This window comes from Halorubellus litoreus (assembly GCF_055378595.1).
The window spans coordinates 1,061,113-1,085,444 of the sequence record NZ_AP043836.1 but is presented as its reverse complement, the minus strand read 5'-3'; the positions used below and the strand labels follow the sequence as shown (position 1 = coordinate 1,085,444).

General features: G+C 69.7%; 24 protein-coding genes. 10 read left to right on the top strand and 14 right to left on the bottom strand.

Going from position 1 to position 24,332, the window contains the following annotated elements; all coding sequences use genetic code 11:
- Entirely contained in the window at window positions 1–1,065 is a 1,065-nt protein-coding gene (gene carA, locus ACZ48X_RS09600; RefSeq protein WP_336350820.1) for a glutamine-hydrolyzing carbamoyl-phosphate synthase small subunit, read from the bottom strand.
- Window positions 1,066–1,170: 105 nt separating this feature from the next.
- Between carA and ACZ48X_RS09595 the strand changes: the two genes are divergently transcribed.
- From ACZ48X_RS09595 to ACZ48X_RS09585, 3 genes are all read left to right on the top strand, one after another.
- Window positions 1,171–1,584 (top strand): Lrp/AsnC family transcriptional regulator, encoded by a 414-nt coding sequence (locus ACZ48X_RS09595; RefSeq protein WP_227133482.1) that lies wholly within the window; start codon window positions 1,171–1,173, stop codon window positions 1,582–1,584.
- 724 nt (window positions 1,585–2,308) lie between these two features.
- Window positions 2,309–2,890 (top strand): isopentenyl-diphosphate Delta-isomerase, encoded by a 582-nt coding sequence (gene idi, locus ACZ48X_RS09590; RefSeq protein WP_336350818.1) that lies wholly within the window; start codon window positions 2,309–2,311, stop codon window positions 2,888–2,890.
- A gap of 337 nt (window positions 2,891–3,227) precedes the next feature.
- Complete coding sequence (locus ACZ48X_RS09585) at window positions 3,228–3,557, top strand: DUF7853 family protein (RefSeq protein ID WP_336350817.1); 330 nt, start codon at window positions 3,228–3,230, stop codon at window positions 3,555–3,557.
- 109 nt (window positions 3,558–3,666) lie between these two features.
- Here the strand turns inward: ACZ48X_RS09585 and ACZ48X_RS09580 are convergent, their stop codons facing one another.
- Window positions 3,667–3,960, bottom strand: a complete 294-nt coding sequence (locus ACZ48X_RS09580) for a hypothetical protein (RefSeq protein ID WP_336350816.1) — start codon at window positions 3,958–3,960, stop codon at window positions 3,667–3,669.
- Window positions 3,950–4,999, bottom strand: a complete 1,050-nt coding sequence (locus tag ACZ48X_RS09575; RefSeq protein WP_336350815.1) for a zinc-binding dehydrogenase — start codon at window positions 4,997–4,999, stop codon at window positions 3,950–3,952. Before ACZ48X_RS09575 ends, ACZ48X_RS09580 begins: the two co-directional genes overlap by 11 nt.
- A gap of 116 nt (window positions 5,000–5,115) precedes the next feature.
- On the opposite strand from ACZ48X_RS09575, the gene ACZ48X_RS09570 reads away from it, so the two are divergent.
- The gene (locus ACZ48X_RS09570; RefSeq protein WP_336350814.1) at window positions 5,116–5,817 is read left to right on the top strand and encodes a MogA/MoaB family molybdenum cofactor biosynthesis protein; all 702 of its coding nucleotides are present in this window, start codon (window positions 5,116–5,118) and stop codon (window positions 5,815–5,817) included.
- Window positions 5,818–6,194: 377 nt separating this feature from the next.
- Window positions 6,195–7,169 carry a WD40/YVTN/BNR-like repeat-containing protein gene (locus ACZ48X_RS09565; protein ID WP_464379848.1) on the top strand — a complete coding sequence of 325 codons (975 nt, stop codon included), beginning with the start codon at window positions 6,195–6,197 and terminating at the stop codon, window positions 7,167–7,169.
- Window positions 7,170–7,216: 47 nt separating this feature from the next.
- Here the strand turns inward: ACZ48X_RS09565 and ACZ48X_RS09560 are convergent, their stop codons facing one another.
- The 9 genes from ACZ48X_RS09560 to ACZ48X_RS09520 all read right to left on the bottom strand — a co-directional run bounded on the left by ACZ48X_RS09560 (window position 7,217) and on the right by ACZ48X_RS09520 (window position 17,479).
- The gene (locus ACZ48X_RS09560) at window positions 7,217–7,930 is read right to left on the bottom strand and encodes an FkbM family methyltransferase (RefSeq protein ID WP_336352147.1); all 714 of its coding nucleotides are present in this window, start codon (window positions 7,928–7,930) and stop codon (window positions 7,217–7,219) included.
- 171 nt (window positions 7,931–8,101) lie between these two features.
- The gene (locus ACZ48X_RS09555) at window positions 8,102–8,422 is read right to left on the bottom strand and encodes a DUF7126 family protein (RefSeq protein ID WP_227133491.1); all 321 of its coding nucleotides are present in this window, start codon (window positions 8,420–8,422) and stop codon (window positions 8,102–8,104) included.
- 118 nt (window positions 8,423–8,540) lie between these two features.
- Window positions 8,541–9,458: a glutamine-hydrolyzing GMP synthase gene (gene guaA / locus ACZ48X_RS09550; RefSeq protein ID WP_336352148.1), complete on the bottom strand. Its 918-nt coding sequence runs from the start codon at window positions 9,456–9,458 to the stop codon at window positions 8,541–8,543.
- Window positions 9,458–11,161 (bottom strand): CTP synthase, encoded by a 1,704-nt coding sequence (locus ACZ48X_RS09545; RefSeq protein WP_336352149.1) that lies wholly within the window; start codon window positions 11,159–11,161, stop codon window positions 9,458–9,460. Before ACZ48X_RS09545 ends, guaA begins: the two co-directional genes overlap by 1 nt.
- A 146-nt stretch (window positions 11,162–11,307) precedes the next feature.
- Window positions 11,308–12,381 (bottom strand): ABC transporter ATP-binding protein, encoded by a 1,074-nt coding sequence (locus ACZ48X_RS09540; protein WP_336352150.1) that lies wholly within the window; start codon window positions 12,379–12,381, stop codon window positions 11,308–11,310.
- Window positions 12,374–13,654 carry an ABC transporter ATP-binding protein gene (locus tag ACZ48X_RS09535; protein ID WP_336352151.1) on the bottom strand — a complete coding sequence of 427 codons (1,281 nt, stop codon included), beginning with the start codon at window positions 13,652–13,654 and terminating at the stop codon, window positions 12,374–12,376. Before ACZ48X_RS09535 ends, ACZ48X_RS09540 begins: the two co-directional genes overlap by 8 nt.
- Window positions 13,651–14,718 (bottom strand): ABC transporter permease, encoded by a 1,068-nt coding sequence (locus ACZ48X_RS09530; protein ID WP_379762917.1) that lies wholly within the window; start codon window positions 14,716–14,718, stop codon window positions 13,651–13,653. The genes ACZ48X_RS09535 and ACZ48X_RS09530 overlap by 4 nt, the downstream gene beginning before the upstream one ends.
- A 105-nt stretch (window positions 14,719–14,823) precedes the next feature.
- Window positions 14,824–15,825, bottom strand: a complete 1,002-nt coding sequence (locus tag ACZ48X_RS09525; RefSeq protein ID WP_336352153.1) for an ABC transporter permease — start codon at window positions 15,823–15,825, stop codon at window positions 14,824–14,826.
- Window positions 15,826–15,829: 4 nt separating this feature from the next.
- Complete coding sequence (locus tag ACZ48X_RS09520) at window positions 15,830–17,479, bottom strand: ABC transporter substrate-binding protein (RefSeq protein ID WP_336352154.1); 1,650 nt, start codon at window positions 17,477–17,479, stop codon at window positions 15,830–15,832.
- A 201-nt stretch (window positions 17,480–17,680) separates the two neighbouring features.
- Here ACZ48X_RS09520 and ACZ48X_RS09515 point away from each other — a divergent pair, with 201 nt between their 5' ends.
- Window positions 17,681–18,478 (top strand): M14 family metallopeptidase, encoded by a 798-nt coding sequence (locus tag ACZ48X_RS09515; RefSeq protein ID WP_336352155.1) that lies wholly within the window; start codon window positions 17,681–17,683, stop codon window positions 18,476–18,478.
- Between the two features lie 11 nt (window positions 18,479–18,489).
- Here ACZ48X_RS09515 and ACZ48X_RS09510 read toward each other — a convergent pair whose 3' ends face one another.
- The gene (locus tag ACZ48X_RS09510; protein ID WP_336352156.1) at window positions 18,490–18,720 is read right to left on the bottom strand and encodes a hypothetical protein; all 231 of its coding nucleotides are present in this window, start codon (window positions 18,718–18,720) and stop codon (window positions 18,490–18,492) included.
- A 199-nt stretch (window positions 18,721–18,919) separates the two neighbouring features.
- On the opposite strand from ACZ48X_RS09510, the gene ACZ48X_RS09505 reads away from it, so the two are divergent.
- Window positions 18,920–19,168 carry a hypothetical protein gene (locus ACZ48X_RS09505; RefSeq protein WP_336352157.1) on the top strand — a complete coding sequence of 83 codons (249 nt, stop codon included), beginning with the start codon at window positions 18,920–18,922 and terminating at the stop codon, window positions 19,166–19,168.
- A gap of 34 nt (window positions 19,169–19,202) precedes the next feature.
- Here the strand turns inward: ACZ48X_RS09505 and ACZ48X_RS09500 are convergent, their stop codons facing one another.
- Window positions 19,203–19,826, bottom strand: a complete 624-nt coding sequence (locus ACZ48X_RS09500) for a dienelactone hydrolase family protein (RefSeq protein ID WP_336352158.1) — start codon at window positions 19,824–19,826, stop codon at window positions 19,203–19,205.
- A 328-nt stretch (window positions 19,827–20,154) separates the two neighbouring features.
- Between ACZ48X_RS09500 and ACZ48X_RS09495 the strand changes: the two genes are divergently transcribed.
- From ACZ48X_RS09495 to ACZ48X_RS09485, 3 genes are all read left to right on the top strand, one after another.
- Window positions 20,155–21,000, top strand: a complete 846-nt coding sequence (locus ACZ48X_RS09495) for a PspA/IM30 family protein (protein ID WP_336352159.1) — start codon at window positions 20,155–20,157, stop codon at window positions 20,998–21,000.
- Between the two features lie 94 nt (window positions 21,001–21,094).
- Window positions 21,095–22,171 (top strand): DUF7972 family membrane protein, encoded by a 1,077-nt coding sequence (locus ACZ48X_RS09490; RefSeq protein ID WP_336352160.1) that lies wholly within the window; start codon window positions 21,095–21,097, stop codon window positions 22,169–22,171.
- A gap of 134 nt (window positions 22,172–22,305) precedes the next feature.
- Entirely contained in the window at window positions 22,306–24,285 is a 1,980-nt protein-coding gene (locus tag ACZ48X_RS09485; RefSeq protein ID WP_336352161.1) for a threonyl-tRNA synthetase editing domain-containing protein, read from the top strand.
- The last annotated feature ends 47 nt before the right edge of the window (window positions 24,286–24,332 follow it).

Here is a 24,332-nt window from a genome sequence, read left to right as displayed (position 1 = left end):
TCAGTCCGCGAGGACCGTTCGCTTCGCCTCGGCCATCCCGAGCACGTCGTCGAAGAAGCTCAGGGAGTCGTTCGGGCCGGGGTTGGCTTCGGGGTGGTACTGGCGCGTGATGACGTCGAGGTCGTCGCTGTCGAGACCCTCGGGGGTCCCGTCGTTGACGTTGATCTGGGAGACCTCGAGCGCCTCGGGTGCGTCCGCGACCGTGTACCCGTGATTCTGCGTGGTCATGACGACCTTCCCGGAGTCGACGTCCTGCACGGGCTGGTTGACGCCGCGGTGCCCGAACGCCATCTTCTCCGTGGTGCCGCCGAGCGCGCGAGCGACGATCTGCTGGCCGAGACAGATGCCGGCGACGGGGACGTCGCCGACGAACGCGTCCACGACGTCGACCGCGGCGTCGAAGTTCGCGGGGTCACCGGGGCCGTTCGAGACGAAGAGGACGTCGGGGTCGACGGCCTCGACCTCCGCGGGCGTCGTATCGTAGGGCATGCGGTGGACGGTCGCGCCGCGCTCGTTCAGCGAATCGACGATCGCCTGCTTCGCGCCGCAGTCGATGAGCGCGACGGTCTCGCCGTCGGCGTCGCCCTCGGTGACCTCGACCTCGTCGACGGAGACCTGCGCGCCGATGTCGGTGTGGTCGCTCATCGCCGTGCAGTCCTCGAGTTCCGCGAGCGCGTCCTCGGGCGTCACGTCGTCGCCGACGGCGATACCGCACGCCATGGCGCCGTCCTCGCGGACGTCCGTGACGAGGTCGCGCGTGTCGATCTGGTCGACCGCGGGCACGCCCTCCTCGGTGAGCCACTCGGCGACGTCGTCGGTGAGCTCGCGGGCGACCGCGGCGTTCGGGTGGACGCGGTCGGACTCGAAGCGCTCCTCGCGTACGCCGTAGTTACCGATGAGGGGGTACGCGAAGGTGAGGATCTGTTCCTCGTAGGACGGGTCGGTGAGGCTCTCCTCGTATCCCGTGTACGCTGTTGTGAAGACCAGTTCGCCGTTCGTCGTTCCTGGAGCGCGACCACGTGCTTCGATCACGTGTCCGCCCTCGATGGCTACGTAGGCGTCCATCGTTACGAGATACGTACCGACCCCGGCCCCATAAGCGTTGCTTTCGTAGCATCGTTACGAATTTCGCAATCGTTTAGGTTGGGGGTGGTGTACGTCCGAATCATCATGGACGAACTCGACCGCCGCATCCTCAACATCCTCCGGCGAGACGCTCGCACGCCGTACACCGAGATCGCCGAGGAGGTCGGCACGAGCGAGGGAACGGTCCGGAATCGCGTCGAACGCATGACCGAGGACGACGTCATCGAACGGTTCACCGTGTCCACGCGCACGGGGAACGTGAAGGCGATGATAGAGGTCGGCGTCGCCGTCGACGTCGCCACGGGCGAGGTCGCGGACCGCATGGCCGACTGGGACGAGGTCGACTTCGTCTGGATGGTGTCCGGCGAGGAGGACATCGTGCTCGTCGTCGACGCCGCGGACACGCAGGGCGTGAACGAACTCATCACGCAGGCGCGCGAGCTCGAGGAGGTCGACGCGACGAAGACCCGCCTCATCCTCGACGAACGCCTCGGGTGAGTCGACGCTCTGGTAGCGCGGCCCGGGCGACGACTCCCCGGGTACGCGGTCGAGGACCTGCTGGGCGGGGGCGTCTTCGAGACTCGAAACGCGGTTCGTGGCGTCAGGGTCGGTACGCCGCGAAGTCGACGCCGAGTTCGTAGCCCTCGTCGGCTGCGGCTTCGCGCAGTTCCGTGGTCGTCGTCCGCTGCAGGTGCTCGTTCAGATTGAGGAGCACGGTCCAGTCCGCGTCGGGCGTCCAGCGTGCGCCCGCTGATCCGCCGGTCGTGGACTGGGCGGTCGCTGGAACGGGTTCGGTCGACTGCAGCGAGGGGTTTACGTGAGACGTAAACCCGGGTCGGTCGCGCTCGGTCGCCGGCGCGTGCGGGACTGCGCGCGCCGCGAGCAGGGGAGGGCGGGGTGCCGTGCGGTCGCGGTGCGGTCGCGGTGTGGTCACGGTGCGGTCGCAGTGCGGTCACGGTGCGGTTGCGGTTGCGGTGGCGGGTGCGGTTGCGGTTGCGGTGGCGGGTGCGGTTGCGGGTGCGGTCGGGTCCAGCGCACCCACCGAGCGCGACCGAAGGGAGCGCTCGGGTGTTCTTCGCCCACGTTTTTCCAAGTCAAGCGGGACCGAAGGTCTCGCTGGAAGCCGGCGCTGCGCGCCGGCGACGAAGCGAGCACACCCTCCGCAGGAAAAAGGTGGTCGAGATTCGAAGGTGGTTTCACTTCGGTTCGCGTCCTGCCAGGTATGAGCGCACCCGATTCGCCCGCCGACGCTGCCGGCGGGGACCTCGAGCACGAGAACGCCTCGCAGGACGTCATCGCGGTCGACGCCGACGACGAACCGCAGGGCCTCGTCAACCGCCTGGACGCGCACACTGGCGACGGCATCCGGCATCGCGCGTTCACGGCGCTCCTGTTCGACGAGAACGACCGCATCCTCCTCGCGCAGCGCGCCCCCGGCAAGCGCCTGTGGGGGACGTGGTGGGACGGCACCGTCGCCTCCCATCCTCGCGAGGGCGAGACCCAGGAGGAGGCGACCCGCCAGCGGCTCGACGACGAACTCGGTATCACGCCCGACCAGTACGACGACCTCCGCGTCACCGACCGCTTCGAGTACAAGCGCTACTTCGAGAACGCGGGCGTCGAGCACGAGGTCTGCGCGGTCCTGCAGGCGACGCTGCACGACACCGAACTCGACCCGAACCCCGAGGAGGTCGGCGGCCTCATGTGGGTGCCGTACGAGCGCCTCCACGAGGAACCCGAGTTCTACCGCCAGCTCCGGCTCTGCCCGTGGTTCGAGATCGCGATGCGTCGCGACGTCGAGTAGTCGACTGTGCGAGATCGGTCTCGTCTGGTCGAGTAGTCGACTGTCGGGGGAAGTGGTCTGTGTCGGTCGAATAACTGCTTCCTTCCGTTCGTTCTCCGAGGGTGACCTGTCCGCTGGAGCGACTGCGTTCGCGTTCGCCGGGCGGTTCCGGATTCGCGACGCGTCCTGGGCGTCGATAATCCCACGTGAATCGTACGCAGGCGTCTCAGTCGACCCGACGGTCGGGGGCGGGGGTAGATAACTCCATCCCGGTTGTGCGTGGCTTGTTAACACATACCAATGCTTATGAGGGTGTCCGTCGTACTGACACGTGAGGCCCACGGCCTCGTGACAGCAAGTGTCGACTGATACCGTCCCGAACCAACCGCCGACGAACCGTCTCGTGCTCTCGCGAGCCGAAGCCTGGGTCGTCCACCACGTCGTGCTCGCGCACCTCCTCGACGAGGACGCCGACGCCGACGAACAGCCGTGGTGGGCGCTCGAGGCCGCCGAAAAGCTCGAAGGAGACGACGCGCGGTTCACAGCGTTCGAAGCCTGGCGGCTGCGCTGCGCCCTCCTGGACTACGCGGGCGAGGACGGGACGCCGGACGCCGACGTCGCCCTCTCCGTGGCGATCGTCGACCGCATCGAACGCGAGTTCGACGGCCCACCGGCCGCACTCTGCTAGCGAGACCGGACCTCACCGCACCCGTCGCTGTCATCCCACAACGGCGACTCCCCTCTCTCACCCCTACCCGTTCGACGAAACCGACGAGTTCCGACCATGCGAGACCCGCTCACGGTCGCGTCGTCGCCCACACGCCGACCGCACCCAGCAGTATCGCGGGGAGCATCGGGAGCGCGAGCAACGCCGCCCAGTACGGCAGCGACGGCGGCCGGAAGAGGATGAGTAGCGGCGCGCCGATGAGGGAGAACGCGAGCACGCCCAGGAGGACCCATCCGCGGGAGCCGACGCTCCGGTCCGCGGCCTCCGGATGCGCGCCCTGCAGGTCCTCGCCGCGGTCGCCGTCGTCGTCGGATTCACGGGCCGCACCCGGCCGGTGCGTGTACCCGTCGTCGTCAGCGCTCACTATCCGGGATTACGACCACCTTGCCAAAGCCCTCACGGTTCTCGAGGAGCTCGTGCGCTCGCGCCGTCTCGCTCATCGGGAGCGTCTCCCGGACCCGCGGTTCGAACGTCCCGTCCCACACCTTCGAGAGCGCGCGCTCCGCGCTCCCGTGACTCGCCATCGTCGACCCACGCACGTCCAGCTGGTTCCAGAAGATGCGGCCGATGTGCGTCTCCGGGCGCGGGCCCGTGGTCGCACCACACGTCACGATGCGGCCGCCCTTCGCGAGGCTCTTCAGGGAGTCGTACCACGTCGCCGCGCCGATGTGGTCGACGACGACGTCGACGCCACGCTCCCCGGTCTGCTCGCGGATCGCCTCGGAGAACGACTCCTCCTCGTAGTTCACGACGTGGTCCGCGCCACAGTCGCGAGCGTACTCCAGCTTCTCGTCGGTCGAGGCGGTCGCGTACACCTCCGCGCCCGCGTCCGCCGCGACCTGGACCGCGGCGTGCCCGACGCCGCCCGACGCGCCGAGGACGAGCACGCGCTCGCCGGACTGGAGCTCGCCGCGCTCGAGGAGCATCCGCCACGCCGTCTGGAAGACGAGCGGTGCCGCGGCCGCCGTCGCGAAGTCCACGTGGTCGGGGACGGGCGCGAGCTGGTCCTCGTGGACCGCGGCCTGCTCGGCGTGCACGCCCTGGGTGTGCTCGCCGATGACGTGATACGTCTCGCAGAGCGTCGGCTCGCCGCGGCGACAGAACTCGCACGTCCCGCACGAGACGCCCGCCAGCAGCGCGACGTGGTCGCCCGGAGAGAAGCGCGTGACGTCGTCGCCGACCGCTTCGACGACGCCCGCCATGTCGCTCCCCGGCACGTGCGGCATCTCCAGGTCGAGGCGCCCGGTCGCGCCGAGGCCCTGGCGCGTCCACACGTCCAGATGATTCAGCGCCCCCGCCTTCACGTCCACGAGGACGTCCTCGGGGCCGACCTCGGGGTCGGGGAACTCGCCGTACTCGATGACGTCGCGGTCGCCGTGCTCGGTGAACTGGACCGCCTTCATGCGCGGAGCGTCACGCGGTCGATGCAAGAACGTTCCGACCCCGGCAGCATCCCGTCGCCGATGCACACCCGGTCTTGGCGGAGGGCTTACGTCGGTCCGCGGGGAACGCGCGAGACATGACCGACGGTGAACGCGGCCAGGAACCGACGTCGACGGGCGGCGACGGCGAGCACGCCGGTGACCACGTCGCGGACAGCGAACGCGGCCACGACCACGCCGCGGACGACGACCACGCCGCGGACGACGAACGCGGCCACGACCACGCCAGCGACCACGCCGCGGACGACGACCACGGCCACGACCACGCCAGCGACCACGGCCACCACGCTGACGATGCGACGGGCGTCGGGGCGGCGGTCGTGACGGTGTCGTCGTCCCGGAACCTCGACGACGACCCGAGTGGCGACGCCATCGCGACCGCACTCGAAGACGACGGCCACGAGGTCGCGACGCGAGAGCTCGTCCGCGACGACTTCGACGGCGTGCAGGGAGCGGTCGCCCGCCTCGTGAACCGGGACGACGTCGACGTCGTCGTCACCACCGGCGGGACGGGCGTGACGCCGGACGACGTGACGCCGGAGGCGGTCGAACCGCTGTTCGACAAGCACCTCACCGGGTTCGGCGAGGAGTTCCGACGGCGGTCGGTCGACGCGGTCGGCGAGATGGGGATGCTCTCGCGCGCGACCGCCGGCACCGTCGACGAGGCGGTCGTCGTCGTCCTCCCGGGGAGCGAGTCCGCGGCGACGACCGGCATCACGCTGCTCGTGGCCGTCCTCGGGCACCTCGTCGGGCTCGCGAGCGCCGGTCCCGACGACTGAGTCCTGCGGTCGCGAGCGCTGTCGCTTCCGAGGTGTGCGACGAGAGGGGGGAATCCTGGCGCGGTCGCCAGTGGGAGAGGGGTGGATGAGGGGGGAGTGGAGGGCGTGCCCTGAGCGGGGTGCCTCTGACGTGCGGTCGCCCGGGGGGAGTGGACGACCGCTCCGTGGGGGGAGGCTTCCGCCTCCGGTCCCTCCTACTGGTCGGACCCATATGAACCGTCGAGACCGTCCACGCGAGTTCACGCGTTGAACGGTCGTGAACGAAGTAAAACGAGGGACGGAACGGTGATAAAACGAACTAATTGTCGTAAATTCCCGCAATCTGTCTCGGGATTTAATCCTCCTCCCGCCACTCACGGGCGACCGGGTGAACTCCGATGACGGAACGTACCCTCACGCGACGTAGCGCGCTGAAGACGCTCGGTGCCGCGGTCGCCTCCGCGACGTTCGCGGGCGCCGCGAGCGCAGCCGACAGCGAGGGCCCCGAGTCCGGGTGGGCGATGCGAGAGTCGCCGACGGGCAGCACGCTGTACGACGTGGAGGAGACCGCCGCGGGCGTGTACGCGGTCGGCGCGGGCGGGGTCGTGCTCGAACGCACGCCGAAGGGCTACGTGAAGGTGCTCGACGGCGGCCCGACGGGGAACGGGAACTCGCTGTACGGCGCGGACGTCACGGACGACGGGAAGCGCCTCTGGTTCGTCGGTTCCAGCGGTGCCATCGGCGAGTACGACGTCGAGACCGGCACGCTCCAGAGCCACTCCGCGCCGATGGACGTCACGAACAACTTCAACGACGTCTCCGTCACCGGCCGCGCGGGCGAGGCGAACGTCTACGTCGCGGGCGATAGCGGGAAGCTGTACTACAGCTTCGAGAACGGCGAATCTCAGACCTGGGAGTACACGACGCCCGCGTCCGGGTCGGCGATCAACGCGGTGGACTTCCACGACGCCACGTCCGGACACATCGTCGACGGGAACCAGACGGTGCTGTACACGCGCGACGGCGCGACGTGGGACAAGCTCGGCATCGAGAACGCGAACCACAACTTCTACGGCGTCGACTCCGACGGCTTCGACGACGTCTGGGTGTCCGGCGGCGGCGGCACCATCTTCCACTGGAACGGCTCGGAGTGGATCCGGAGCGATACCGGCGACGCCGGCCAGCGAGACATCGAGGTCGCCGGCCGCGACGAGGGCTACGTCGTCGGCGGCGGCGGCAAGGTCTACGACCGCGAAGATGAGAAGTGGACCGCGGACGCGACGCCGACCGGCCAGAACCTCAAAGCAGTGGTCCTGCTGGGCGGCGAATCAGCCGTCGCCGTCGGCGCCGGCGGCACCATCGTCGAACGCTGACGCGACGCGAGTAGCGAGCACAGTATCGAGTCCACCGCGCCGTCGCCTCAGTCGTCGCGGACGGCGGTGAGGATGACGATGCCCTTCGCTGCGTCCTCGACGCCGCGGTCGACGACGTCGTAGTCCAGGCGGTCGAGTTCCGCGCGGACGTCCGCTTCCGGCGCATCGAAGTTCGCGTGCGCCTCGACGACGACGACGCGCGGCCGGATGCGAAGCTCGCGGAGGATACCGAGTTCCGCGCCCTCGCAGTCCATCTCGAGGACGTCACACGCCGGGAGGTCCGCAGCGTCGACCACGGCCGCGTCCTCGGGTGGCGTGTACGTCGACACCGCCGACCCGACGATGGCGTGCTCGACGTCGACGCGGTTCTCGACGTCGTTTATCTCCAAGGTCTCCGCGACGAGGTCGTACTGGTCCGCGCCCGCCTCGTACGTCGTCACCGACCCCGTCGGGCCGACGCGGCGGGCGGCCACGACCGACGACACGCCGAACCCGCCGCCGACGACGACGACGTCGTCGCCGTCGCGGACGTGGTCGCGTAACGCCGCGACGATGTCCGCCTCGTACTCCGGGAACCGGTCCGTGAAGTCGAAGAGCTTCGCGCCGCGAGCGGTGACGCCGTTGTGCGTGCTGAGCTTGTACGGCAGATGCGAGCGGACGAATCGGTTGTAGACCGACTGGACGGTCCCCGGGCCGTCCTCGGTCGGCGAGTCCGCGGGTTCGCTGGTCGACGTGACACGACTGGTGACGCTCCCGAGCATGCACGAACGGTCGCGTCCCGACGGCATCAACTCGCGTTCGTCCTCGCGCGTCGACTCCGCGCTCGTTTCGACGCTCGATACGCACGACAGCGGCGGGACACCGCGAAGAACGAGCTGGTGGGTGCTCGCGACGGCGGCCGCGAGCGGTCGGCGTGCGTACTTCGGGGCGCGTCAGGCCGCGAGCTCCTCGGCGACCGTCGCGGAGTCCAGGAGCGCGGGGTCGACCGACAGCACCTCCTGGCCGGAGACGAACTCCGGCAGCGAGTCGTCCGTGTAGCAGACGACCCGGACGTCCTCGTTCAGGTCCTTCGCGACCGGGATCGAGGTCGCCTGCCCGACGTCCGTGAGCACGAACAGGTCGGCGTCGTGCACCCCGGCTTCCTCTAGGGCCGGCCGGTTCGCGACGTCCGGGACGACCGTGACGTCGTACCCCACCGCTTCGAGTTCACCCACGAGTTCGTGTTCGTCGACACCAGCGAAAATCGCGTGCATCACGTCACCAATCGGGCCGCGCAAGTATGTGCCTTTTCCCCCGACGCGAGCGTGCGTCGCGATGCCGCGGGACGCGTCCACGCGCCCCGCGACGCCGACTGCGGCGCCGACCGCGGCGCTACTCGTACTCGATGGTCGCGGGCGGTTTGTGCGTGACGTCGTAGACGACGCGCGCGACGTTGTCGTGGCCGCCCGTGATGCGGGACTGGATGCGCTGGAGGGTCTCCCAGTCGATCTCCTGCGCGCGAGCGGTCATCCCGTCGCGGGATTCGACCGAGCGCACGCTCACGACCCAGCCGTGCACGCGGTTGTCGCCCTTCACGCCCGTCGCTTTTCCAATCACCGCAGCGAGCGCCTGCCAGGGCTCGTACTCCTCGAGCTCGTCCTCGACGACGTGGTTCGCCATCCGCGCGACGTCGAGCTTCTCCTCGGTGACCTCGCCGATGATGCGCACGGCGAGCCCCGGGCCGGGGAACGGCATGCGTTCGGCGATGATCTCCTCCAGGTCGAGCTCGCGTGCGACCTCGCGGACCTCGTCCTTGTAGAGGTCGCGCATCGGTTCGACGATGCCCTCGAAGTCGACGACATCGGGGAGCCCGCCGACGTTGTGGTGGCTCTTGATGGTGCCCTCGCTCTCGATGCGGTCCGGGTAGATGGTGCCCTGGACGAGGTAGTCCGCGTCCACGTCCTTCGCGACCGTCTCGAACTCGCGGATGAACTGCTCGCCGATGACGTGACGCTTCGCCTCGGGGTCGGTCACGCCCTCGAGTTCGTCGAGGAACCGGTCCTTCGCGTCGACGATGCGGAGCGAGTCCATGTAGTCGAAGACGTCGCGTATCTGGTCGGTCTCGCCTTCGCGCATCAGGCCGGTGTCGACGTACACGGGCGTGAGCTGGCTCCCGATGGCCTCGTACGCGAGCGCGGCGGCGGTCGAGGAGTCCACGCCACCCGAGAGGGCGATGACGGCGTTCGCGTCGCCAACCTCGTTGCTGATCTCAGCGATCTTCTCGTCGATGAACGAGTCGACGTCCACCATCAGACCGTCACCTCCTCGCCCTCGTCGACATCGCCGTCGATTGCCCCGTTGTCGGCGCCGTCGACGCCCGCGCGCTCCATGACGGCGTCGAGCAGCGCGACGAACGGCGGACTCGGGCGACCGGGCCGCGACCGGAACTCGGGATGGAACTGCGTCCCGAGGAAGTAGGGATGGTCCTCGTGCTCGAGGATCTCCATGCGGTTGCCCGCGCGACCACTGAAGACGAGCGGCGTCTCCTCGAAGTCCTCGAAGTACTCGGGGTTCACCTCGTACCGGTGCCGGTGGCGTTCCGTGCAGACGTTCGCGTCGTAGACGTCCGCGGCGAGCGTCCCCGGCGTGATGTCGGTCTGGTGCGCGCCGAGCCGCATCGTCCCACCCATGTCGTTGACCTCGTACTGCTCGGGGAGGATGTCGATGACGGGGTCGGGCGTGTCCGGGTCCATCTCCGCGGAGTCAGCGTCCTCGTACCCGAGGACGTTCCGCGCGTGCTCGACGACCGCCATCTGGAAGCCGAGACAGAGCCCGAGGAACGGGACGTCGTTCTCGCGGGCGTACCGGATGGCCTCTATCTTCCCCTGCGTGCCCCGCGACCCGAAGCCGCCGGGGACGACGACGCCGTCGCACTCGCGGAGGCGCTCTCGGTTCTCGCCGTCGTCGTCGCCGTCGACCATCTCGTCGGAATCGACCCAGTGCACGTCGACGTCGATGCCGGCGTGCAAGCCGGCGTGCTTGAGCGCCTCGTTCACGCTCATGTACGCGTCCTCGAGGTCGTACTTCCCGACGAGCGCCACGTCCACGCTGCCGTCGCGGTCGCGCGTGACGAGGTCGCGCCAGGAGTTGTCGCGCTCGGGGACGGGGAGTGCGGTGCCGAGCAGGTCGAGTTCCTGCATGACGTACTCGTCCAGCCCTTCTTCCTCGACCATCAGCGGGACGTGGTAGATGTCCTCGACGTCCGGGTTCGAGAACACGGCCTCGGTCGCGACGTCACAGAACAACGCGATCTTCTCCTTGGTCTCCGCGTCGAGCTTGTCCTCGCAGCGCCCCACGAGGATGTCCGGCTGGAGTCCGATGGACCGGAGTTCCTTCACGGAGTGCTGGGTGGGCTTGGTCTTCTGCTCGCCGTTCTTCGAGTACGGGACGAGCGTGACGTGCGTGAGGAGGAAGTCCTCCTCGTCCTCCTCGTGCGCGAACTGGCGGAGCGCTTCGAGATAGGGCATCCCTTCGATGTCGCCGACTGTCCCGCCGATCTCGACGATGCAGACGTCGGTGCCTTCGGCGGCCTCGCGGATGCGTCGCTTGATGTCGTCGGTGATGTGCGGGATCACCTGGACGGTCTTCCCGAGGTAGTCGCCCGCGCGCTCCTTCTCGATGACGTGCTTGTACGTCTTCCCCGTGGTGACGTTGTGGTCGAACGTCATGTCCTCGTCGAGGAAGCGCTCGTAGTTCCCCAGGTCGAGGTCGACCTCCCCGCCGTCCTTGAGGACGTACACTTCGCCGTGCTGGTAGGGGTTCATCGTGCCGGCGTCGACGTTCAGGTACGGGTCGACCTTGACCGCGGTCACGTCGAAGCCAGCGTTCTTGAGGAGACGGCCTGTGCTCGCGGCCGTGATGCCCTTCCCCAGCCCGGACATCACGCCACCTGTTACGAAAATGAACTTGTTCCCGAGCGTCGGGTCGTACTCGGTGTCGGACTCCTTCGGCATACCGAGTGTGCGCGAGGCCGCCCCAAAACCATTTCGGAGCACCCCCGGCGTGGCGGTCGGTAGCACGGTGGAGAAACCCTGACCTTGGTCGGGTGAGACGCCTCGAACATGGACGTTCGGTCACTCCACGGGTCGGCCGGTTCGGCTCAGTCGTCGTCGGCGACCCCACCGCTCGCCACGTCCTCGGTCTCGTCGACGTGCTCGAGTGGCGCGCTCTGCCAGTACTCGTGGGCGTCGTCCGCGCGGAAGCACGCGGCGTCGTGGTTCGCGCCGACGTCGTAGTCCGGCGGCAACTCCCGCTTGCAGGCTTCCCTGGCGTGCGGGCACCGCGTGTGGAACCGACAGCCCGTCGGCGGGTTCCGCGGCGACGGCACGTCGCCCTCAAGCGTCCCGCCGCGACGCCCGTACTCCTCGACGCTCGCGCGCGGCACGCTGTCGAGGAGCGCCTGCGTGTACGGATGCCGTGGGTTCTCGAATATCTCGTCGACCGGCCCGGTCTCGACGACCTTCCCGAGGTACATCACCGCCACGCGGTCGGAGATGTGCCGCACCACGCTCAGGTCGTGCGCGACGAACAGGTACGTCAGCCCGAAGTCGTCCTGGAGGTCCTCCAGGAGGTTCAGCACCTGCGCCTGCACCGAGACGTCCAGCGCGCTCACGGGTTCGTCGAGCACGACGAACTCGGGGTCGAGCGCGAGCGCTCTCGCGATACCGATGCGCTGGCGTTGCCCGCCGGAGAACTCGTGGGGGTACCGGTCGACCTGCCGCGCCGACAGCCCGACGCGCTCCAGGAGCTCCTTCGCGCGCTCGGTGCGCTCCGCGCTGTCCGCGAGGTCGTGGATGCGCAGCCCCTCGGTGACGATCTCGCCGACCGTCATCCGCGGGTCCAGGCTCGAGAACGGGTCCTGGAAGACGATCTGGGCGTCCTGCCGGAACTGCGTTCGCTCGCGCGACGTCATCTCGAAGACGTCCGCGCCGTCGAAGCGGACCGACCCGCCGGTCGCCTCGCGGAGCGCGAGCAGCGTCTCGCTCGTCGTCGACTTCCCGCACCCGGACTCGCCGACGAGCCCGAGCGTCTCCCCGCGCTCGACGTCGAAGGACACGCCGTCGACCGCCCGCACCGCCTGCGGCTCCCGGCCCAGCAGTCGGTCGAACAGCGTGTCGTTCTCGAAGTAGTACTTCTCCAGGTCCTCGACCTCGACGAGGGGGTCCTCAGTCATCGCCGGCACCTCCGTCGGTCGCGGCGTCACCACGGTCGGCCGCGCCGTCGGTCGCGTCGGCTGTCTCCTCGAAGTACCCGTCTTCGAGCGCGGTCGCGGGGTCGTACTCGCCGTCGGCGAGCACGCACCGCGCGGTGTGGTCCGGGTCGCCGTCGACCGGGCGCTCGTGGGGGCGTTCGAGGCACGCCTCCATCGCCTTCGGGCAGCGGTCCGCGAAGTAACAGCGGTCGGGCATCTCGCTGTCGACGAGGTTCGGGACGTTCCCCTCGATGGGCTGGAGCCGCGCTGCGGGGTCCTCGACGTCCGGAATCGAACCCAGGAGCCCCTGCGTGTACGGATGCGTCGGCTGCTCGAAGACGTCCTCGAGCGACCCGCGTTCGACGACCTCGCCCGCGTACATCACGCCGACGCGGTCGCACATCCGCGCGATGACGCCGAGGTCGTGCGTGATGAGCACCACGCTCATCCCGCGGTCCTGCTGGATGTCCCGCAGCAGGTCCAGGATCTGCGCCTGGATGGTCACGTCCAGTGCGGTCGTCGGTTCGTCCGCGAACAACACGTCGGGTTCGCCGGCGAGCGCCTGCGCGACCATCGCGCGCTGGAGCATCCCGCCCGAGAACTGGTGGGGGTACTCGTCGGCGCGCTCCACGGGGTCGGGGATACCGACCTGCTCTAAGAGCTCGATGGCGCGCTCGCGGCTCGCGTCGCTCGTGTACTCGCGGCCCGGGACGAGCGTGTCGACGATGAGCTTCCCGAGCCCGTACCCCTGCGTTCGCGAGCGCGTGCTCCGGGGGTTCGCGGACGCGCGGCGCTGCACCTCGACGGCCTCGGCGATCTGTTCGCCGACCGTCAACGACGGGTTGAAGCTACTCATCGGGTCCTGGAATATCATGCTGAACTTCGGGCCGCGCAGCGACCGACGGACGCCCTTCGGGAGCTGCCGGAGGTCGACGAAGTCGCCGTCGACCGCGTCGGGCGTCCGGTCGCGGAACTCCTCGGCGAGGTCGGGTTCGCGCAGCCACACCTCGCCGCCGGTGACGCGTCCGGGCGACTCGATGAGGTCGATCGCCGACAGCGCCGTCACGGACTTCCCAGACCCGGACTCGCCGACGATACCGAGGATCTCGTCCTCGCGGACGTCGAAACTCACCGACTCGACCGCGTTCACCTGGCCCTCCTCGGTGAAGAAGCGCGTCGTGAGGTTCTCGACGCGCAGGCGGTCGCGCTCGTGGGCGGTGTTGCGTGCGGACTCGCGGCCGGTCTCGCGACTCATACCCCGCCCTCCCCCTCGATGCCGGGGTCGAGGGCGTCCCGGAGCCAGTCACCGACGAGGTTCAATCCGACGACCGTTATCACGATGGCCAGCCCCGGCATCGCGGCGATCCACCACGCGGTCGACTGGTACTGGCGGCCGAGCGCGATGTCGAACCCCCAGGAGACGTTCGCCGACGAGAACCCGAGGAACGATAGCGCGCTCTCTAAGAGGATGATCGCGGCGATCTGGATGGTGCCGAGCACGAGGATGGGCGTGATGGCGTTCGGGAGCACGTGGCGGGCCAGTATCTTCGCGTCGCTCGCGCCGAGCGCGCGAGCGGCCTTCACGTACGACTGCTCGCGCAAGCTGAGGGCTTCGCCGCGCGCGACCCGCGCGAACCACACCCAGTTGACGAGCGCGACGACGACGATGATCGTCCCAGGCAGTACCGTGCTCTCTGGCATCCCCGTCGGGAGGCCGAGCGCGGACCGCCACGCCTCGGACAGTCCGCTCTGCACGAACGGGTCGGGGAGGCTCTGTTCGAGCGAATCGCCGAGCACGCCGATGAGCGCGATGGCGAGCACGATGGAGGGGAACGCGAGCATCACGTCCGCGCTCCGCATCAGGACGTCGTCGACCTTCCCGCGGTAGTAGCCGGCGACGAGCCCGACGCTGACGCCGACGAGCATCGCGAGCGCCGTCCCGAAGAACCCGACGAGCAACGACACCCTCGCGCCGTATATCAGCCGGGAGAGGATGTCGCGGCCGTTCCCGTCGGTCCCGAGCGGGTGCGCTATCGTCGCGTTCTCGTACACCGTCCGGTTCTCCGTGAGTATCTCGCCGTCCTCGAAGACGACGCTCCCGTTCTCCTGCACCGGGACCTCCTGAACGGTCGCCTTCGTGAAGCCAAGCGGCGGAAGGCGGGCCTCTTCGAGGTTCTGCGTGCCCGGTTTGTCCGGTGCGACCAGTGGCGCGAACAACGCCACCAGGAGCACGACCACGACGACGACGATGCCGACCTTCGCCAGGGCGTTCCGGTTCAGGCCGCGCTTCAGGCTCCGGACGGTGCGTGGCGACACCAGCCCGCGCAGGCCCTCCTGGAAGGGGAGCCTCGCGAACAGCCAGCCGAGCAGTTCCGATATCATGCGTCGAGTAGTTCCGATATCATGCGTCGAGTAGTTCCGCGTTCATCCGTCGAACCCCACCCGCGGGTTCACGTACGAGTACAGCGTGTCGACGACGATGTTCACCACGACGAACCCGACGGAGATGACGATGAGCGACCCCTGCACCATCGGCCAGTCCCGCGAGTTGATGCTATTGATGAGCACCTGCCCGAGCCCCGGCCAGTCGAAGACGAACTCCGTGATGACCGCACCGCCGATGAGCGTCCCGAGCTGGAGGCCGACGACGGTGATGATTGGGATGAGCGTGTTCCGGAGGACGTGCCGGTAGCGCACGAGCGACTCCGGGAGGCCCTTCGCTCGCGACGCCCGGACGTACGTCTTCCCGAGTTCGTCGAGCATCCCGCTGCGCGTCAGTCGCGTGATGAGCGCCGTGAAGTACGTCCCGAGCGTTATCGCCGGGAGCGTGATGTACCACAGCCACGTCACGAGGCCTTCGCCCGCCGCCTCGAGCTGTCCGGCGAACAGGAGCTCGAACACGGCGGGGATACCGATGGCGCGCTGGCTCGTCGGGAACAGGTTCAGTTGCACCGAGAGGATGATGATGAGCATCACGCCCAGCCAGAAGTTCGGCGTGCTGATGCCGGCGAGGCTGAACAGCGTCGCGCCGTAGTCCGGGGCCTCGTGGCGGTTCGTCGCGCTGACGACGCCGAGCGGGATGGCGATGATGACCGCGACCACGGTCGCCGCGACCGCGAGTTCGAGCGTCGCCGGGATGGACCGCGCGACCCGCGACGTGACCTCGGTCCCCGTCGTCAGCGACGTGCCGAGGTCGCCGACGGGGATGCCGCTGATGAACTCCCAGTACTGGACGTGCAGCGGCTCGTCGAGGCCGAGGTCGGCGATGACCTGCCGTCTGACCTCCGGGTCGACGTCCGGCGGCAGCAGGACGTTCGCGGGGTCACCGGGCGCGATGACGCGCAACCCGAAGACGATGGTGACGACTCCCCAGACCACGAACGCGCCCTGCAACAGTCGCTTCGTCAGGAACCGAGCGAACGACATCGAGTTACTCGGCGGGACTCATCGCGTAGGCGTCGATGCGCTCGTCGGACCGGGGCTCCCAGTCGACGCGAGAGCTGACGCCGTAGACGCTGAACTGCTGGTTGAGGAAGATCCACGGCGCTTCCTCGTGCGCGAGCGCGTTCGCCTCCTCGAGCGCCGAGATGCGTTCGTCGCCCGTGGAGTTCCCGGCGGTCTCGAGCAGCGAGTCGAACTCGTCGTTGCTCCACGACGTGAGCGCGCCGTTCGTCGTGAGCAAGGCGGTCATGACGAGCGCACCCTCGAACGTCGCCTCGCCCCATCCGATGAGGTACCACGGCGGTTTGTCCTCGATGTTCCCGGTGAGGAGTTCGTCGACGAGCGACCCGAAGTCCCGCTGATTCACGGTCGCGGAGACGTTCGGGAGTTCGTCGATGTACCCCGCGACCGCCTGCGCTATCTCGAGGTCCTTCAGGTACCGGCCGACGGGCGTGTTCAGTTCGATCTCGGCGCCGGCGTGCCCGGACGCTTCGACGAGGCGTTCGGCTTCCTCGGGGTCGTAGGGGTACGGGTCGACGTCGTCGTTGTGCCCGACGAACTCGGGGAGCGTCGGCTGGCCGGTCTGCGCGCCGAACCCGCCGAGGACGTTCGAGACGATGCTCTCCAGGTCGATGGCGTAGTTCATCGCCTGCCGGAACTGCTTCGAGGAGAACGGCTCGACGTCGTACCGCATCGCGTTGTAGATGATGCGCGTACTCGGTGCGGCGGCGACGCTCCCGGCGTCGCTGTTGTTGATGCGGTTGACCTCCTGCGGCGGGACGTTCACGATGATGTCGGTCTCGCCCTGGAGGAGCTGGTTGACGCGCGTGCTCGATTCGCTCGCGGATTCGAACGTGAGTTCGGACACCTGCGCGGGGTCGTCCCAGTAGTCCTCGTAGCGCGTGAGGACGACCTCCTCGTCCTGCGTGTAGCTGTCGAGCTGGAACGGTCCGGTGCCGTTCATCTGCTGGCCGATCTCGGACTTCGAGCGTTCTTCGACCCAGGACTGCTGCATGATGTCGCAGTACGTCGCGAACTCGCTGAACACGATGGGGTTGAGGCCGTCGAGTTGGACGCGGACGGTCGTCTGGTCGACCGCTTCCGCGCCGGTGACGCCGGCGAGCTGGTCGCTCTGCGGGCTCGCGAATCCGACGGACTCGTCGACGATGCGGTTGATGCTGTAGGCCGCGTCCGCGGCGACGAACGTATCGCCGTTGTGGAACGTGACGTCCTCGCGGAGCTGGAACTCGGCGGCGGCCTCGCCCTCGACGCGCGACCAGTCGGTCGCGAGCGCGGGCTGAGCCGCGCCTTCCGCGTCGCGCGTGATGAGGCCTTCGTAGGCGTGGAGCATCACGACGTCTGTCGGGGTCTCGCGGTGGTCGTGGGGGTCGAGGCCGGAGGGCATGTTCCCCTGCGTGACGCTTACGGGGAAGTCCGGGAGGTCCATCCCGTCGCCGCCGTCGCCGCCGTCGCCACCGTCACCGCCGTCGCCACCGTCGCCACCGTCGCCGGTGGTGGTGTCGGTGTCGCCGTCCCCCTCGTCGTCGTTCCCGCCCAGACAACCGGCGAGTGCCGCCGCGACTGCGGTGCCGCCCGCGTACTTCAGGAAGTCCCGCCTTCGGGTGTCATTCTCTGGCATGACCCGTACTACCGCCGACATGGATATAAATCCACCGTAGAAATGACCAGCAGTCGCGGCTTTCTTCACCGACTCTCGCCGCTTCATTCAGGACGGCTGACACGGGCTCGCCGGGGTGCCGGAGTGCCGGAGCGTCGGACCACCGGAGCTGTGACCCGCGACGCACGAGCAGTTATGCCCGTTCGAGCGCGAGTACCGTCGATGCGAACGCACACGCTGGGCGAGGGCGAACCGGCGCTCGCCGTCGTCGTCGGCCAGCACGGCGACGAACCCTGCGGCGAACGAGCGATGGAGCGACTCTTCGCGGACGACGACCTCCGGGTCGCGGGCGCGGTCCTGTTCGTCGTCGCGAACGAGCGCGCCGCCGAGGCCGGCGAGCGGTTCGTGGACGTGGACCTGAACCGCGCGTACCCCGGCGACCCCGACGCCGACGCCTACGAGGCGCGGCTCGCGACCGAACTCCTCGACGTCGTCGACGGCCTCCCCGTCCTCGACCTCCACTCGACGGTGTCGACGGCCGAACCGTTCGCGCTCTACCAGCGACTCACCCCGGAGACGCGACGACTGCTCGAACGCACCGGCCTGGACCGCGCCGTCGACATCCGCACCGAGGCCGGCGGTCTCACGTCGCACGTCGACGGCGTCGCCGTCGAATGCGGCCTGAAGGGCACCGAAACGGCGGTCGACAACGCCGAGCGCGTCGTCAGGAACGCCCTCGCGACCGCGGGCGTCCTCGACGGCGACGGCGTCGTCGCCGACCCGACCGTCTTCGAGGTCACGGACCGCGTCGACGGCACCGGCTACGAGTTCCTCGGCGAGAACTTCGTCGCGGTGCCCGCGGGCACGCCGTTCGCGCGACGCGGCGACGACGAACTCGTCGCCGACGACCCGTTCTACCCCGTCCTCATGTCCACGGACGGCTACGACGACAGCGTCGGGTTCCGCGCGCGGCGACGCGGCCCGCTCTCCGAACTCCCCGACGACGACGAGAGCGACTGACCGCTCGGTCGTCACTCGCGTCGGGCTAATCGGCGGCCGACGGCGGCGAGCACGACACCCACGACGAGCGCGGCGAGGCCGACGATGGCGAGCGTCGAGTCGACGGTCCCGACGCACTCCGGATAACAGCCCTGCGTCGGTGCGCCGGCGGCGAACACCGCGCTCGCGGGTGCGACGACGAGCCCGACGTACAGCGCGGTCCACCCGAGTTCGGCACTCGTCTTCGAGAGCAGTGACGGCATTCGACTCGTCGGTTCGCGGCCGGGACTTGTGGTCGTTGCGGTCGGGAGTGCGACGCCCCGTCGCGGCCGAGAGTGCGACGCCCCGTCGCGGCCGAGAGTGCGACGCCCCGTCGCGGCCGGGAGTGCGACGCCCCGTCGGCACCGAAGGCGCGCGACGGACACCCGAATCGTGATGCTGGCTGCGCGCGTACGTCTTCCCATGCAGGACTCGCTCGCGGCCCGGCTGGACGGCGTCGAGGTCGGCGACCTCGTCCGGTGGAACGGCCGCACCGCGCCGGAGGTCGTCGAGGACGTCGCCGACGAGCACTTCGACGTCCGGACCGCGCAGCACGACTACTATCGGTTCCTTCCGTCCGAGGGCGTGGTCGTGGACCGGCAGACCGACGAGCGCGCCCGCGTCGAGTCCTTCGAGGTCGTCGGCGACGTCTGCGACGTCGACCTCTGGTGAGTTCGACGCCGAACACTCGGCGGACGGACGACGCTTACTCGTCGGTATCGACGCCCAGATGCGTGCGGAGGAACGCGGCGGCGTCCGCGCCGACCTTGTCGTGCTGGCCGACGAAGTGGTGGTCGCTCCCGTACGCGTGGACGGACTGCTGGCAGCGTTCGGCGGCCTCGACGACCGGGATCGAGTCCGCGGTCTCGTCGCGCTCGCCGTACCCGACCCAGAGCGGACAGGGAAGTTCGTCGACCGCTGCTGCGGCATCGAGGTCGTCGTTCAGGCGGCTCGCGGGCGCGAGCACGGCGGCGGCCTCGACGCTGACGTCGACGCTGGCGGCGGCGAGGATGGCGATGGCGCCGCCGAAACTGTAGCCGTAGACGCCGACGGCGTCGTAGCGGTCGGCGGCCCACCGGAGCGCGTTCCGGGCGTCCTCGCGTTCGCCGTAGCCGTCGTCCCAGTCGCCGTAGTCGAACCGGAGACAGTCGACGCCGCTATCGGTGAGCGCGTCGCTGGTGGCGGTGAGTCGACGGTCGGTTCGCGCCCCGCCCAGTTGCGGGTGAGGTGGGCACGCGACCACGCACGCGGTCGCGTCGGTGGCGGCGACGTCGTGTGTCGCGCGAACGTCCCGGGCCCCCGGGACGAGTACCACGTCGGAGTCGGTCATGTCGACGACGTAGGCGCGGTCGGCCCTTGAACGCCCCGGGTCGTGGTCGTGGCGTGAACGGTAGAACTGTCTCGTGGCGTGAACGGTAGAACCGGGTCGAGGCCTCCTCTCCCCCCGGGGAGGAGGCGTCCGGTCGCCCGCGTCCCGGTGACGCTGCGGTGGCAACGGAGTTGACCCGTTGCACGAGGGGGTAGGAGACGTCCCGCAAAATCCCCCGAGCATGGACTGTCATGGCCTGGGTCAACATGTAACGCGTTCTTCCTTTGTGACCGACGGATACCCATTCGAAACCTGACGCTTTTAAGGTCGTGGCTGCTAGGAAACGGGTATGGGAATCCTGTCTCGGGCATCGTACATCATCCGGTCGAAACTGAACTCGATCCTCAACCGCGCGGAGGACCCGGGGGAGACGCTCGACTACTCCTACGAGCAGATGCGCGACCAACTCCAGCAGGTCAAGAAGGGCATCGCGGACCTGACGACGCAGAAGAAGCGCCTGGAGATGCAGAAGAAGCGCCTCGAGGAGAACGTCGAGAAGCACAACGACCAGGCTCGCGAAGCCGTCAAACAGGACCGCGAGGACCTGGCGCGGAAGGCCCTCGAGAAGAAGAAGTCGAAGATGAACCAGATCGAGGAGCTGGAGTCCCAGATCGCGGACCTCCAGAACACCCAGGACCAGCTCGTCGAGAAGAAGGAGACCTTGCAGCAGCGCATCGAGGAGTTCAAGACGAAGAAGGAGTCGATGAAGGCGCGCTACGAGGCCGCGGAGGCGAGTGCGCGCGTCAGCGAGGCGATGACGGGAGCGGGCGACGAGATGGAGGACATCGGCCGGTCCATCGAGCGCGCGGAGGAGCGTACGAACGACATGGAGGCTCGCGCGGCGGCGATGGACGAACTCCACGACTCGGGCGCGTTCGACGACGTCCTCAGCGACAAGGACTCCATCGACCGCGAACTCGAGCAGGTGTCGACGGATTCGAGCGTCGACGCGGAACTCGACACGCTCAAGGCCGAGATGGGGAAGAGCGAGCCCGCGGAGACGGAGACCGAGACGGAGACCGAGACGGAGACGGAAGCGGCCGATGGCGGGGACGCGAGCGAGGACGCCGGCGGCGAGGTCGCGGACAGCGAGGTCGAGGCGGAACTCGAGGAGCTGCAGGACGAAGAGCAGTAACGACCCGTTCTCCGGACGCGTCCCGTGATGCGTTTCGCGGGGTCGGGGTGGATTGGCCGGACTGTTTTGACGGACGCGGTCGAACCGTGACGGCATGAGCGACGACCCCGAGCAGCCCAGCGACACGATGCGCGAGCGCGCGGCGGCGAGCTCGCGGAAGCTACGGGTCCTGATGGGCGTGAACCGGTGGGTGCTCGCGTTCGCTATCGCTGGCTTCGTGTTCGCGACTATCGTCGCCGTTGGGGTCGTGCATCCGACGGAAGCCATCCAGATGCTGCGGACGGGCGACCCCGTGGAGACGCTGTTCCAGGCGTTCGTCGGCGCCATCATCACGGGCGTGACGCTCGTGCTGACGTTGAACCAGCTCGTGCTCTCCCAGGAGCTCGGGGCGGTCGGCGACCAGCGCGAGCGCATGGAGGGCGCCATGTCCTTCCGCCGAGACGCCGAGAGCGTGCTGTCGTCGGCGGCGGCACCACCTGAACCGTCGGCGTTCCTGCGGTCGCTCGTGGACGCGAGCGCGGACCGGGCGGACGCGCTCGTCGACGCGGTCGAGGACGCGAACGCGAGCGACGAGTTCGCCGACGCCGTCGACTCGTTCGCGCGGGACGTCGCGGGGAACGCGAACGCGGTCGGGGACGCGCTGGAGGGCGAGCAGTTCGGGACGTTCGACGTCATCTTCGCGGCACTGGACTACAACTACTCGTGGAAGCTGTACGCTGCACGCAGGCTCCGGAACGAGTACGCCGACGAGTGCACGGACGCGGTCGACGCGGCGTTCGACGACCTCACGGTGGCGCTGGAGCTGTTCGGGCCGGCGCGCGAGCACTTCAAGACGCTGTACTTCCAGTGGGAGCTCGTCGACCTGTCGCGAGCGATCCTCTACGCGGCGATTCCGGCGCTCGCGACGTCGGCGTCGATGATCGTGTTCTTCGAGCCGAAGGCCCCGTTCCTCGCTGGCGCGACCGCGGGGTTGTCGCACGCGCTCGTCCTCGTCGCGGCGGCGTCGACGGTGGCGGTGTTCCCGTTCGCGATACTGCTGTCGTACGTCGTCCGTATCGCGACGGTGACGAAGCGCACGCTCTCCATCGGGCCGTTCATCCTCCGGGAGACCGACCGGAGCGCGGACCTGGACTGGGACAGTGCGACCGTCGAGGACGACGGCGACGCCTGAGCCGAGTCCGGTCGGTCGTCGCGGGTCGGTCGTTGTGCGGCGGTCGTGGCGGGGCGGTCGGTCGTTGTGCGGCGGTCGTGGCGCGGTCGGCCGTCGCTCGCGCCTTTTTTCTCGCCGCGTCGGGTAGTCGGGGTATGCGATTGCTGTTCGTGCACGCCGAGGCGGTGGCGCTCTCCCGGGGCGACCGGGCGCTCGACCAGGACGACGCGGACGAGCGCGCGGCGACGGCGTCGGCCGAGAGTGCGGTCGCGTCGGCGTCCGTCGAGGATGCGCTCGTCGCGTTCGCGACGGTCGAGTCGGGCGATGGGACGGCCCCGGACGCGGTTCGCGCGGCGGCGGCGGACGCGGTCCAGGAGGTCGCGGCGGACCTCCGCGCGGACGACGTCGTCCTGGTGCCGTCGGCGCTCCTGAGCGACCGCGCGGCGCCCGCGGCGGCGGCCGCGGCGGTCTGGGCCGGGTTCGCTGCCGCGGTCGCGGGCGAGGACGATTCGACGCCCGGGCTCGAGACGCCGTCGGCGGGGTTCGAGACGACGGCGGCCGGGTTCGGGTGGCGGTACGCCCTGGACGTGGGGGCGAAGGCGCATCCGTTCGCAACCGCGGTGCGGACCGTGGACCCGGCGAAGGCGGCCGGAGCGACCGCTGGGAGCGCGTCGACCTGGACGGTGGTCGCGCCGGACGGGACGCGAGCGTCGCCAGCGGCGTTCGTCGCCGACCACGACCTCGATGCTGGCGTCGAGCGCGCGCTCCGTGCGGTCGACCCAGCGCTCGACGGGCCACCGCGGACGACGAGCGCGCGGTCGGGCGAGCGACCGCCGGACCGCGCGGACCGCGCTCGCGCGCTCGGCGTCGCCGACCGCGACCCCCTCGACGCCGACGCCCGCCATCGGCCCGCCGGCGCGTTCCTCCGCGAGCGCCTGGCGGACGCGGTCGCCGCCGTCGTCGAGGGGCGCGACCCGACGCCGCAGCGCGTTGCCGGGCCGCGTGCGCTCGACCTCGCCGACGACGCCGTGCGAGCGTACGCGGCGACGCTCGGCGTCGACGGCTACGGCGTCGCGCTCGCGGACCGACGAGTGCTCCCGGACGCGCTCGGCGCCGGAACGGCGCTCGCGACGCTCGCCGACGCGGGCGTGAACGCGACGGACGCGCCGGTGGCGGTGTTCGACGCTGACGCGCTGGCGCCCGCCGCGACCGGGTCGTGGGACGCGACCGGTTCCGCGGACGGCTTCCCGACGGCAGGGTCGCGCGGGCCGGCGACGCACGAGGCGTACGCGACCGTCGCGGCCGCTCGCGACGCGGCCGCCGACCACGCCGCGCTCGCCGTCGCGTTCGCGGAGGCCTGCGGGCTCGATGTACTCCCCGTCGTCACCGTCTCGCCGGCGTTCGAGGACGCGCACGAGGCGTGGACGGCGGCGCTCGCGGCACGCCTCGACGCGCCCGTGCTCGTCCGCGTCGACGAGGACGCACCCGCGGCGTGGCCGCTCCAGGTCGAGGCCGCGGTCGCCACGCCCGAGGGCGACGCGCTCCGGACGGGCGTCGTCCGCGTCGACGACGACGGCCTCCGCCACTTCGCGCCGGACGGCGACTCCGTTCCGGCGGTCGTCCACGCCGCGCCCGCCGGGGCGCTCGACGCGACCCTGGCAGCCATCTGCGACGCCGGCGCGCCCGCGACCGCCGACGACGGGTCGGGCGCGGTCGCGGGGGCGTCGACGCCGCTCCCGGACTGGCTCGCGCCGACGCAGGTCCGACTCGTCCCGGTCGCCGACGACCACGTCGACCGCGCCGGGAGCATCGCCGACGCGCTCGCAGCGACGGGCGTCCGCGTCGACGTCGACGACCGCGCGCACACCGTCGGCGCACGCATCGCGGCCGCGGACCGCGAGCGCGTCCCGCGGTACGTCGTCGTCGGCGACGACGAATCCCCCGACGGCGCCCTGCCGCTGACCGACGTCGCGACCGGTCGGGAGCGCGACCGCGGCGTCGACGACCTCGCCGCGACGGTCGCGGACGCCGTCGCCGAGGGGACCGTCGACGGTGCGGCGTCCGTGCCGGCCGCGACCGCACCCCGGCCGCGGCGGCTGTCCGCACGGCTCGCGTTCGACGACCCCGAGGACTGAGCAGCCGCCACCAGGGAGTGACCATCTGCCGCCAGGGAGTGACCATC

Coding starts and splice junctions, on each gene's coding strand:
- carA (WP_336350820.1), bottom strand. CDS start 1,065: ATGGACGCCTACGTAGCCATCGAGGGCGGACACGTGATCGAAGCACGT.
- ACZ48X_RS09595 (WP_227133482.1), top strand. CDS start 1,171: ATGGACGAACTCGACCGCCGCATCCTCAACATCCTCCGGCGAGACGCT.
- idi (WP_336350818.1), top strand. CDS start 2,309: ATGAGCGCACCCGATTCGCCCGCCGACGCTGCCGGCGGGGACCTCGAG.
- ACZ48X_RS09575 (WP_336350815.1), bottom strand. CDS start 4,999: ATGAAGGCGGTCCAGTTCACCGAGCACGGCGACCGCGACGTCATCGAG.
- ACZ48X_RS09570 (WP_336350814.1), top strand. CDS start 5,116: ATGACCGACGGTGAACGCGGCCAGGAACCGACGTCGACGGGCGGCGAC.
- ACZ48X_RS09565 (WP_464379848.1), top strand. CDS start 6,195: ATGACGGAACGTACCCTCACGCGACGTAGCGCGCTGAAGACGCTCGGT.
- ACZ48X_RS09560 (WP_336352147.1), bottom strand. CDS start 7,930: ATGCTCGGGAGCGTCACCAGTCGTGTCACGTCGACCAGCGAACCCGCG.
- ACZ48X_RS09555 (WP_227133491.1), bottom strand. CDS start 8,422: ATGCACGCGATTTTCGCTGGTGTCGACGAACACGAACTCGTGGGTGAA.
- guaA (WP_336352148.1), bottom strand. CDS start 9,458: ATGGTGGACGTCGACTCGTTCATCGACGAGAAGATCGCTGAGATCAGC.
- ACZ48X_RS09545 (WP_336352149.1), bottom strand. CDS start 11,161: ATGCCGAAGGAGTCCGACACCGAGTACGACCCGACGCTCGGGAACAAG.
- ACZ48X_RS09540 (WP_336352150.1), bottom strand. CDS start 12,381: ATGACTGAGGACCCCCTCGTCGAGGTCGAGGACCTGGAGAAGTACTAC.
- ACZ48X_RS09535 (WP_336352151.1), bottom strand. CDS start 13,654: ATGAGTCGCGAGACCGGCCGCGAGTCCGCACGCAACACCGCCCACGAG.
- ACZ48X_RS09525 (WP_336352153.1), bottom strand. CDS start 15,825: ATGTCGTTCGCTCGGTTCCTGACGAAGCGACTGTTGCAGGGCGCGTTC.
- ACZ48X_RS09520 (WP_336352154.1), bottom strand. CDS start 17,479: ATGCCAGAGAATGACACCCGAAGGCGGGACTTCCTGAAGTACGCGGGC.
- ACZ48X_RS09515 (WP_336352155.1), top strand. CDS start 17,681: ATGCGAACGCACACGCTGGGCGAGGGCGAACCGGCGCTCGCCGTCGTC.
- ACZ48X_RS09510 (WP_336352156.1), bottom strand. CDS start 18,720: ATGCCGTCACTGCTCTCGAAGACGAGTGCCGAACTCGGGTGGACCGCG.
- ACZ48X_RS09505 (WP_336352157.1), top strand. CDS start 18,920: ATGCAGGACTCGCTCGCGGCCCGGCTGGACGGCGTCGAGGTCGGCGAC.
- ACZ48X_RS09500 (WP_336352158.1), bottom strand. CDS start 19,826: ATGACCGACTCCGACGTGGTACTCGTCCCGGGGGCCCGGGACGTTCGC.
- ACZ48X_RS09495 (WP_336352159.1), top strand. CDS start 20,155: ATGGGAATCCTGTCTCGGGCATCGTACATCATCCGGTCGAAACTGAAC.
- ACZ48X_RS09490 (WP_336352160.1), top strand. CDS start 21,095: ATGAGCGACGACCCCGAGCAGCCCAGCGACACGATGCGCGAGCGCGCG.
- ACZ48X_RS09485 (WP_336352161.1), top strand. CDS start 22,306: ATGCGATTGCTGTTCGTGCACGCCGAGGCGGTGGCGCTCTCCCGGGGC.